Origin of the sequence: Microbacterium sp., assembly GCF_035554235.1 — a bacterium.
Lineage (GTDB): Bacteria > Actinomycetota > Actinomycetes > Actinomycetales > Microbacteriaceae > Microbacterium.
This window is the reverse complement of record NZ_DATMIO010000183.1, coordinates 1-9,784: the sequence shown is the minus strand read 5'-3', so window position 1 is coordinate 9,784 and position 9,784 is coordinate 1. Positions and strand designations below refer to the sequence as shown.

Here is a 9,784-nt window from a genome sequence, read left to right as displayed (position 1 = left end):
CGCACGGTGAGCATCATGGCCGAGCAGCTCGGGTTCGAGCTGCTCTACGTCAACGACCTCCCGCACTCGGCGCGGTCGGTGACCGATCTCGCGCACGGCCGGATCTACCTTCCACCCGCATCGATCCCCGGCGGGCACGGGCTGCGATCGATGGCGCTGCAGGCGATGGCCCATCGGCTGCTCGGACACCAGCGCCCCACCGACTACGCGGACTTCCTCGAGCAGCGCCTCGAGATCAACTACTTCGCCGCGTGCGCGCTGATGCCCGAGGCGGCGTCGGTCGCGTTCCTCACGCACGCCAAGCGCGACCGCAACCTCGCGGTCGAGGACTTCCGCGATGCGTTCGGCGTCACCCACGAAGCGGCCGGGATGCGGATGACCAATCTGCTCACGAAGCATCTCGGCATCCGGCTGCACTTCCTGCGGGCCGACAGCTCGGGGGCGATCTCGCGGGTGTACGAGAACGACGACCTGCCGCTCCCCCACGACGTGACCGGGTCGGTCGAGGGTCAGATCCTGTGCCGCAAGTGGTCGGCGCGCTCGGCGTTCTCGGAGCACAACCGCACCACCGAGCACTACCAGTACACCGACACCCCGGCGGGGACGTTCTGGTGCTCGACCCAGACGGGGTCCACCGCCGACGGAGAGTTCTCGATCACGGTCGGCGTGCCCTTCGACGACGCGAGATGGTTCCGCGGGCGCGAGACGCAGAAGCGCGCGGTCTCCACCTGTCCCGATGAGTCGTGCTGCCGTCGCCCGCCTGCGGATGTCACGAGCCGCTGGAAGGGCAAGGCCTGGCCGAGTGCACGGGTGCACATGCAGATGTTCTCACCGCTCCCCCGCGGCGCATTTCCCGGCGTCGACGACAACGAGGTGTACGCGTTCCTCGACCGCCATGCGCAAGTCGAGACCGGGTGATCTTCAGCACTCACGCGGTGATGAAATCGCGGTAGCGGTCCAGCGCGGCGGCGATCTCGGCATCCGTCGCCGCGCCCGAGGCGAGCAGCTCGGGAACCGGCGCATCCGTGTGCCGCCCGACCGCGAGCGAGTGCGTCCACACGCCGACCACCTCGCCGCGGGCGACGAGGATCGGCCGGACGATGCCGTTCATGCTCGGCCCGATCCGCGCGGCGAACTCCGGCGCGCAGGCGAGGGTGCGGTCGGCGTAGGAGAGGTAGTACTCCTCGAACGGCGGCAGGGCGAGCACCTCGGGAGCGGCGGAGGTTCGGCGCGGCGCCGCGCCCGCCGCGACGTAGAGCGGCTCGCGATCGTCGAAGGCGACAGAAAGGCGATCGGATGCCGCGTCCGCCGCGGCGCGGGCGACGCCGAGCGGCAGCCCCGACCACCACGCGAAGTCGCGCGCCCCCGCAGGGCCATGGGAGGCGATGTAGCGCACGAAGAACTCCGCGAGCGGATCGGCGGGCGACGCCTGCGCCGGCACCCATTCATCGGTGCGGACGACGTACTGGTCGCGGCTCGGACCGCCGTCGCGCGGGACGACCGGCCCCTGGCAGACCAGGCCCCGCAGCGACAGTGCGACCAGGAGGTGATAGCCGCGCTGGGCGGCCGTCGAGACGCCGCTCAGGTCGAGGACGGCGAACAGCTCCTTGCGGGTGAGCCGGTTTCCGCCGCGGAGGGCGCTCATCGCGGCGCGCTCCGCCTTCGCGATCTCGTCCGCGTCGATCCCCTCGGCGCGCCGAACCGCCGCGGCCGCCCGCGACTGCCGCTCGCCGGTCAGCGACAGCACCCACGCGAGGTCACGGGCCGGGATGACATGGATCGTGCCGCGCATCGTCCACGAGCGGACGATCTCACCGCGATCGAAGGCGGCATCCACATCGCGAACGCTCGGGGCGCCCCTCGTGCGGGCGGCGAGCGCCCACCGTCCGCCCCAGAACTCCTGCCCCTGCGTGGCCAGCATGTGCTCGGCGGCCTCGGCGATCGTGCCCGCGGGCGCCGACAGCCGGTGCGACCGCAGCCGCCGTTCGATCAAGTGCTGACGAGGCATCCCGTCATTGTCGCGCACGCACCATGGTCTGGGCGAAGAACGCCGCGAGTTCTTCCGGCGCCGAAAGCGGGAGCACCGCCGCCACGTACTGGTCGGGGCGCACCACGACGACGACACCATCGCGAGACAGCTCGCGTTCGGCGAAGATATCGGCGGTGCACCACGCGCTGGGGCCCGCGGCGTAGACCTTCTCCCAGTCGGTCAGCCCCAGCGGCCCGGTCCGGGGCCTGAAGAGCTCGGGAACCCGCGAGATGTCGACGTCCTCGAACGGCCCCTGGTAGATCGCCTTCACGTCGAACACCGCGTCGATGTCTTGGCCGGCCGGGGTGTGCCGCATGATCGGAGACTCGGGCGAGGCCATCCACTCCGCCCACCGCTCGAGCGCCGGCGGCTCGCCGGCCGGCGACGCGTCAGCGGGTGCGCCGGCCGCGGCGTCGGCGAATGCGTAGACGCGCCAGCGACCGTCGGCCCGGGCATGATGTCCCAGGTGCACGACATTTCCGTCGCAGACGCGCACCACCTCGACCGACGTGAATCGCTTGCCGATCGGGAAGCCCGGCGCGAGCGACTGGTGCGACGCATCGCCGACGATCATCGAGGCGCCGTACTGCGTCATGAATCCGGAGGGGAACTCCGCGGTCGCGAGGTAGTAGGTGGCGAGATCCTGCGGATCGGAGATCTCCTCGGGCTTGCGCGCCATGAGCGATGACCACTCCCGGTCGAAGTCGATGAGCTGCTGCGCGACCGGCTGCCGCTCGGCCGAGTACGTCGTGAGCAGCGAGGAGGGGCTGAGGCCGCTCAGCACATGTCCGAGCTTCCATCCGAGGTTGAACCCGTCCTGCATCGACACGTTCATCCCCTGCCCGGCCTTCGCGCTGTGCGTGTGGCAGGCATCTCCCGCGAGGAACACCCGCGGAGTCCTCTCCTCGCCCACCGGCACGTCGTCGAACTTCTCGGTGACCCGGTGCCCGACCTCGTACACGCTGTGCCAGGCCACCTGCTTCACATCGAGCGAGTACGGGTGCAGGATGTCGTTCGCCCGGCGGATGATCTCTTCGATCGGTGTCTGACGCACGTGATGGTGGTCGTCCTGGGCGACCTCTCCCAGGTCGATGTACATGCGGCTGAGGTAGCCGCCCTCGCGCGGGATGTGCAGGATGTTTCCGGCCTCGGAGTTGATCGCGCACTTCGTGCGCCAGTCGGGGAAGTCGGTGTTCACCAGCACGTCCATGACCCCCCACGCGTGCGCCGAGAAGTCGCCGACGTGCTTGCGTCCGATCGCCTCGCGCACACCGCTGCGCGCGCCGTCGCATCCGACGACGTACTTCGCGCGCACCGTGCGCTCTTCGCCGGCGCGCGGTCCGGCCGCGTACCGCACCCGCACCTCGACGGGATGCTCCGCGCCGTCGTCGACGGTGAGGCCGAGGAACTCGACGCCGTAGTCGGGGACGATGCGACCGGGCGCGTGCGCGGCCGCCTCGGCGAAGTAGTCCAGCACGCGTGCCTGGTTGACGATGAGGTGCGGAAACTCGCTGATCTTGAAGGCGTAGTCCTCGGTGCGCACGGTGCGCACGATGTTGCGCGGGTTCTCGGGGTCGGGGCCCCAGAAGTTCATATACGCGATGTTGTACGCCTCTGCGGTGATGCGCTCCGCGAACCCGAACGCCTGGAACGTCTCCACGCTGCGCGGCTGTATGCCATCGGCCTGTCCCAGCACGAGACGACCGTCACGGCGCTCGATGATGCGCGTGGTGACCCCGGGAAACTGCGCCATCTGGGCCGCGAGCAGCATCCCGGCGGGGCCGGATCCCACGATGAGCACGTCCATCTCGTCGGGGACTTCGGCGGGCCGATCGATCCCGGAACCCGCCGCGTCCCGCACTCGGGGCTCCCCCGAGACGTATCCGTGGTGATGGAACTGCATGAATGTCCTCCCCGGACGGCGATGTCGAGGTCACCGGGCGCGATGGTTGCGGCGGTCACGCGTCTGTTCTATATTCGAACGTGATGTTCTACTACTGAACGGATTCTATGTCGGCCAACTCGCCGTTCGCAAGAGAGGCACCATGACGCAGATCGCGGCCGCACCGCCGTCGCAGACGCTGAGTCGCGGCATCCGGATCCTCGAGATCCTCGCCGACGCGCGCGAGGCGCTGTCGATCGACGAGATCGCGCGCCGTCTCGGCGTGCACCGCTCGGTCGCCTACCGGCTGCTGCGCACGCTCGAGGACCACGGGCTCGTCACCCGCGACGGCACCGGACGGATCCAGCTGGGTGCGCGCATGGCCGCCCTTGCCGCGGGCGTCGCGCACGACCTGCAGGCCGAGGCCCTCCCGGAGCTCACCGCGGTGGCGAACGAGCTCGGCACGACGTGCTTCCTCGTGGTGCTCGACCACGACGAGTGCGTCACGCTCGTGAGCGTCGAGCCGCGGCATGCGGTCGCCTCCGTCGCACAGCGGCCGGGAACGCGGCACTCGGTCACCAAAGGCGCACCGGGCAAGGCGATCCTGTCGGCGCTCTCCCCCGACGAGTGGCCGGGCGGCGTGTCGGATCGGCTCCGCGACGAAGTGATGGATGCCGCCGCACGGGGGTTCGCGACGAGCCACGACGAGGTCATCCCGAGCCTCCGGTCGGTGTCGGTGCCGCTCACCGTGCGCGGTCGGCGCCCGTCGGCGATCGCGGTGGTCTACGTGGCGAGCGCGCACGAACCCGCCGGGATCGCCGCGCGGCTGCAGCGATCGGCAGAGGCGATCCGCGACGCTCTGGGCGGATGAGCCGCGGGGTTGCTACGAGATCTCGTCGACGAACCTCACGTTGTACTCGGCCACCCGCTGGGGGATGCCGTCGAACGCTTCGGCGCGTGCGGCGGAGGCCAGGTACTCGCTCTCGAGGGCCAGGAACGCGGCCTCGTCGCCCTCCGCGCTCACCGCCCACACGAACTCGTTCGTGTCGGGCAGACCGTACGCGAACTCGATCGTGAAGCCGGCCGCGGGGCGAACGCGCGTCATCCGCTCCCGCCACCAGGCCAGGAAGGCCTCGTATTCGCCGTCGACGAGCGTGTACCTGCGGAGCTGGATCGTCTTCATCGCACCAGCTTGGCATGCTCGCTCGGTCATCCAGGCGCACGCCTATACTCGAAGCGTCCGGGGGCCGATCGACCCGCCGGTGCTCGAAAAAGGGGCACGTAGCCGCGGCATCCGGTCGCCGCCGCGAGACACACACGGAACCTTCCGTCCGTCATCGATGTCCTCGCCTGGAGCACCCATGCCCATCGTGTCCGCCCACGTCGCCGCGACCCTCGCCCGCCACATCGACCACGTCTTCGGGGTGATGGGCAACGGCAACGCCTACTTCCTCGATGCCCTCGAACGATCGACCGGCGTCGGGTACACCGCCCTACGGCACGAAGCCGGCGGCGTCGTCGCGGCCGACGCCTATCACCGCGCCGGCGGCGGCCTGGCGGCGGCGACCGCCACGTATGGAGCGGGGTTCACGAACACGCTGACCGCGCTCGCCGAGGCCGTGCAGGCGCACGTCCCCCTCGTGCTGGTCGTCGGCGACGAGCCCACGTCGGGCCCGCGGCCCTGGGATGTCGACCAGATCGCGCTCGCGTCGGCGGTCGGCGCGCGCACGTACACGGTGGGGCGAGCGGATGCCGCGGCCACGACGGTCATCGCGATCGAGCACGCCCTCACCTACCGCGTGCCGACGGTTCTCGCGATCCCCTACGACGTCGCCGCGCTTGAGGCGGGTCCGGTGCCCGAAGCGCCCGAGCCGCGCCTTCCGCAGCCGGTCGCACCGCGCGGCCCGTTCGCCGAGCGGGCGATCCGCGACGCCGCGGCCGCGCTCGCCGGCGCCCAGCGCCCCTTGCTGCTCGCCGGGCGGGGCGCGTGGATCGCCGGCGCGGGGGCGGCGCTCGGAGCGATCGCCGACGCGACGGGTGCGGTCACCGCCTCGACCGCGCTCGGCCGCGGAATCTTCCCCCGACCCGAGTTCGACCTCGGCGTGACGGGCGGCTTCGGTGCCGAAGCCGCGATGGCGCTGGTCGCAGAGGCCGACGTCGCCGTCGTGTTCGGGGCATCGCTCAATCAGTTCACGATGCGCTTCGGCGCGCTGCTGTCACCCGGCACGCGGGTCTTCCAGGTCGATCTCGCTCCCGCGGCGACGCACCCGCACGTCGGCGGCTACGTGCGCGGCGATGCCACGGTCGTGGCACGCGCGATCGCCGACGAACTCGCCGCCCTGGGGGCGAGTCCGAGCGGCTGGCGAGAGAGGGTGGATGCGGCATCCGCGCGCCGCCACGAGCCCGGCGACGCGCTCGCCCCCGACGGGCGTCTCGACCCGCGTTCGGCGGCCGCCCGCATCGCCGAGCTGCTGCCCGATGACCGCGTCGTCGTCTCGGACGGCGGGCACTTCATCGGCTGGGCCAACATGTACTGGCCCGTCGCGTCGCCCGACCGGATGATGATGGTCGGCACCGCGTTCCAGTCGATCGGGCTCGGCTTCGCGAGCGTTCCCGGGGCGGCGCGGGCACGCCCCGAGTCGACGATCGTCCTGACGATCGGCGACGGCGGTGGGCTCATGGGCCTCGCCGACCTCGAGTCGGCTGTCCGCGTCGCGGGCGGACACGGGCTCGCCGTCGTCTGGAACGACGCCGCATACGGCGCCGAAGTCAACCTCTACGGGGTGAAGGGCCTCGCCCGGGAGCCGATGCTCATCCCCGAGGTCGACTTCGCCGGGGTGGCCCGGGGTTTCGGTGCCGAGGGAGTCGTCGTGCGGTCGCTGGAGGATCTTGCGCGGCTCGCGGAATGGGTCGGGACGCCGGCAGCCGAGCGCCCGTTCCTGCTGCTGGATCTGAGGATCTCGGGCTCTGTGATCGCGCCCTACCAGCACGAGATCATCCGCGCGAACTCGTAGCGCCCCGTCGCGAGATCATATACGATATCGAATATCACACCCGAGGGATGACATGACCACGACGACGGATGCGGCAGCCGGCCCCTTCGACCCGCTGCCCGCGAGGCCGGGCAAGGTGGTCGCCGTGCACATCAACTACCCCTCGCGCGCCGCCCAGCGGGGGCGGACGCCGGCCGTGCCGTCGTATTTCCTCAAGCCCTCCACGTCGCTCTCCGCCTCGGGCGCCGCCATCGAGCGACCGCACGGCACCGAACTGCTGGCGTTCGAGGGGGAGATCGCGATCGTCATCGGCTCCGAGGCGCGGCGCGTGAGCCCGGAGGACGCCTGGATCCACGTCTCGCACGTCACCGCGTCGAACGATTTCGGGGTCTACGACCTGCGCTGGGCCGACAAGGGCTCGAACCTCCGCTCCAAGGGAGGCGACGGCTTCACTCCCGTCGGACCCGCACTCATCGACGCGCGGGAGATCGATCCCGCGGCGCTGCGCCTGCGCACCTGGGTCAACGGCGCCCTCGTGCAGGAGGACTCCACCGCCACCCTGCTGTTCCCGCTCGGCCTCCTCGTCGCCGACGTGTCGCAGCTCGTCACCCTCGAGCCCGGCGACGTGATCCTGACCGGCACGCCGGCCGGGGCATCCGTCGTCCAGCCGGGGGATGTCGTCGAGGTGGAGGTGGACGTGCCGGGCGGGCCCTCGTCCGGCCGCCTCGTCACGCACGTCGTGCAGGGCGATGCCCCCCTCCCGTCCTTCAGCGCGCAGCCCCGGATCGACGACGACCAGCGCTCGGAGGCGTGGGGCTCGCGCGAGGCCGCCGGCCTGCCTCCCGAGACGAATGGCGCCCTCACCGCCCAGCTCCGCGCGAAGCTCGAGGCCGCGCCCGTGGCCGGACTCAGCGCTCAGCTGCGCAAGCGCGGCCTGAACAACGTCACGATCGACGGCGTACGGGCGAACCGCTCCGGCACCAAGCTCGTCGGGATCGCGAAGACCCTCCGCTTCGTGCCGGGGCGCGAGGATCTCTTCGCGAGCCACGGCGGCGGCTACAACGCCCAGAAGCGCGCGTTCGACGCCGTCCAGCCGGGCGAGGTGATCGTGATCGAGGCGCGCGGCGAGCGCGGCTCGGGAACCCTCGGCGACGTGCTCGTGCTGCGCGCGCAGGCCCGCGGCGCGGCGGGCATCGTGACCGACGGCGGCGTGCGCGATTACGAGACGGTGGCCGGCATCGACATCCCCGTCTTCTCGAGCGGCGCGCACCCCGCGGTGCTGGGACGCAAGCACGTTCCGTGGGACGTCGATGTGACGATCGGATGCGGCGGCACCACCGTGCAGCCGGGCGATGTCATCGTGGGCGACGGCGACGGCGTGATCGTCATCCCCTCCGGCCTCGTGGAGGAGGTCGTCGATGCCGCGCTCGCTCAGGAGGATGAAGACGCCTACGTGGCCGAGCAGGTCAGGGCGGGGCATCCGGTCGACGGGCTCTTTCCCATGAACGACGAGTGGAAGGCCCGGTACCGGGCATGGCGCCAGACGCGGTGAGGGCCGACCTCAGCAAGTCCCAGCAGGCGTACCACTGGGTCAAGGAGCGCATCGCCCGGCAAGAATTCACGCCCGGCTATCGGCTCGTGCTGGGCAGCCTCGCCAAAGACCTCGGCATGTCCGTCGTGCCCGTGCGCGAGGCGATCCGCCAGCTCGAGGCGGAGGGGCTGGTCACCTTCGAGCGCAACGTCGGCGCGCACGTGTCGATGGTGGATGACTCCGCCTACCGCAACAGCATGCAAGCGCTCGGCATCCTGGAGGGGGCGGCAACCGCGCTTTCGGCGCGGCACCTGAGCATCGACGACATCCGCCGCGCGCGCTCGATCAACGAGCTCATGATCGAGACGCTCGACCACTTCGATCCGCACTCCTTCACGGCGCTCAACCTGGAGTTCCACTCGACGCTCTTCGACCGGTGCCCGAACCCCCGCCTGCTCGAGATCGTGCGCGGCGAGTGGGGCCGGCTCGGCAACCTCCGCGACTCGACGTTCAGCTTCGTGCCCGGGCGCGCCGCGGAGTCCGTGCGGGAGCACGAGAGGATCCTGCAGCTGATCGAGGCGAGCGCGCCGCTCGACGAGATCGAGACCGCAGCCCGGCGTCACCGCTCCGCCACCCTCGACGCCTACCTCGTCCACGAACACCCGAACTCCGACCTCTAGGGAGATCCCAGATGACCGACACCGCCGTCATCCGCGGGCACGTGCCCGCCGACCTGCCCACCCGCATCCAGCACTACATCGACGGCGCGTTCGTCGACTCCGTCGACGGCGACACGTTCGACGTGCTCGACCCGGTCTCGAACGAGACCTATCTGCAGGCCGCGGCCGGCAAGAAGGCCGACATCGATCTCGCGGTCGCCGCCGCGAGGCGCGCGTTCACCGACGGACCGTGGCCCCGGATGCTGCCCCGCGAGCGTTCGCGCGTGCTGCACCGGGTCGCCGACATCGTCGAGTCGCGCGACGCTCGCCTGGCCGAGCTCGAGTCGTTCGACTCGGGGCTGCCGATCACGCAGGCGCTGGGCCAGGCGCGGCGCGCGGCCGAGAACTTCCGGTTCTTCGCTGACCTGATCATCGCCCAGGCCGACGATGCCTTCAAGGTGCCGGGGCGCCAGATGAACTACGTCAACCGCAAGCCGATCGGCGTCGCGGGCCTGATCACCCCGTGGAACACGCCGTTCATGCTCGAGTCGTGGAAGCTCGGCCCCGCGCTTGCCACGGGAAACACGGTCGTTCTGAAGCCGGCCGAGTTCACGCCCCTGTCCGCGTCGCTCTGGGCGGGAATCTTCGAGGAGGCCGGGCTCCCGCGGGGCGTCTTCAACCTCGTCAACG

General features: G+C 70.9%; 8 protein-coding genes and 1 pseudogene. 6 read left to right on the top strand and 3 right to left on the bottom strand.

Going from position 1 to position 9,784, the window contains the following annotated elements:
* Window positions 1–918 (top strand): annotated as a pseudogene (locus tag VNT50_RS09545) (XRE family transcriptional regulator); the annotation flags it as partial.
* 10 nt (window positions 919–928) lie between these two features.
* On the opposite strand, the gene VNT50_RS09540 reads toward VNT50_RS09545, so the two are convergent.
* Window positions 929–2,008, bottom strand: a complete 1,080-nt coding sequence (locus VNT50_RS09540) for a winged helix DNA-binding domain-containing protein (protein WP_325484883.1) — start codon at window positions 2,006–2,008, stop codon at window positions 929–931.
* 4 nt (window positions 2,009–2,012) lie between these two features.
* Complete coding sequence (locus tag VNT50_RS09535; protein WP_325484882.1) at window positions 2,013–3,932, bottom strand: FAD-dependent monooxygenase; 1,920 nt, start codon at window positions 3,930–3,932, stop codon at window positions 2,013–2,015.
* A 142-nt stretch (window positions 3,933–4,074) separates the two neighbouring features.
* Between VNT50_RS09535 and VNT50_RS09530 the strand changes: the two genes are divergently transcribed.
* On the top strand, window positions 4,075–4,782 hold the full coding sequence (locus VNT50_RS09530; RefSeq protein WP_325484881.1) for an IclR family transcriptional regulator: 708 nt from the start codon (window positions 4,075–4,077) through the stop codon (window positions 4,780–4,782).
* 12 nt (window positions 4,783–4,794) lie between these two features.
* Here VNT50_RS09530 and VNT50_RS09525 read toward each other — a convergent pair whose 3' ends face one another.
* Entirely contained in the window at window positions 4,795–5,094 is a 300-nt protein-coding gene (locus VNT50_RS09525) for a hypothetical protein (protein WP_325484880.1), read from the bottom strand.
* Between the two features lie 178 nt (window positions 5,095–5,272).
* Here VNT50_RS09525 and VNT50_RS09520 point away from each other — a divergent pair, with 178 nt between their 5' ends.
* The 4 genes from VNT50_RS09520 to VNT50_RS09505 form a co-directional block, all read left to right on the top strand.
* Entirely contained in the window at window positions 5,273–6,925 is a 1,653-nt protein-coding gene (locus tag VNT50_RS09520) for a thiamine pyrophosphate-binding protein (RefSeq protein ID WP_325484879.1), read from the top strand.
* Between the two features lie 52 nt (window positions 6,926–6,977).
* Complete coding sequence (locus VNT50_RS09515; protein ID WP_325484878.1) at window positions 6,978–8,456, top strand: fumarylacetoacetate hydrolase family protein; 1,479 nt, start codon at window positions 6,978–6,980, stop codon at window positions 8,454–8,456.
* Window positions 8,438–9,115: a GntR family transcriptional regulator gene (locus VNT50_RS09510; RefSeq protein WP_325484877.1), complete on the top strand. Its 678-nt coding sequence runs from the start codon at window positions 8,438–8,440 to the stop codon at window positions 9,113–9,115. Before VNT50_RS09515 ends, VNT50_RS09510 begins: the two co-directional genes overlap by 19 nt.
* Window positions 9,116–9,126: 11 nt before the next feature.
* On the top strand, window positions 9,127–9,784 hold a 658-nt coding region (locus VNT50_RS09505), incomplete at its 3' end, for an aldehyde dehydrogenase family protein (protein WP_325484876.1).

Bases quoted from the DNA above. Each gene is read 5' to 3' on its own strand.
- VNT50_RS09510 (WP_325484877.1), top strand. From the start codon at position 8,438: ATGGCGCCAGACGCGGTGAGGGCCGACCTCAGCAAGTCCCAGCAGGCG.
- VNT50_RS09515 (WP_325484878.1), top strand. From the start codon at position 6,978: ATGACCACGACGACGGATGCGGCAGCCGGCCCCTTCGACCCGCTGCCC.
- VNT50_RS09530 (WP_325484881.1), top strand. From the start codon at position 4,075: ATGACGCAGATCGCGGCCGCACCGCCGTCGCAGACGCTGAGTCGCGGC.
- VNT50_RS09520 (WP_325484879.1), top strand. From the start codon at position 5,273: ATGCCCATCGTGTCCGCCCACGTCGCCGCGACCCTCGCCCGCCACATC.
- VNT50_RS09525 (WP_325484880.1), bottom strand. From the start codon at position 5,094: ATGAAGACGATCCAGCTCCGCAGGTACACGCTCGTCGACGGCGAATAC.
- VNT50_RS09535 (WP_325484882.1), bottom strand. From the start codon at position 3,932: ATGCAGTTCCATCACCACGGATACGTCTCGGGGGAGCCCCGAGTGCGG.
- VNT50_RS09540 (WP_325484883.1), bottom strand. From the start codon at position 2,008: ATGCCTCGTCAGCACTTGATCGAACGGCGGCTGCGGTCGCACCGGCTG.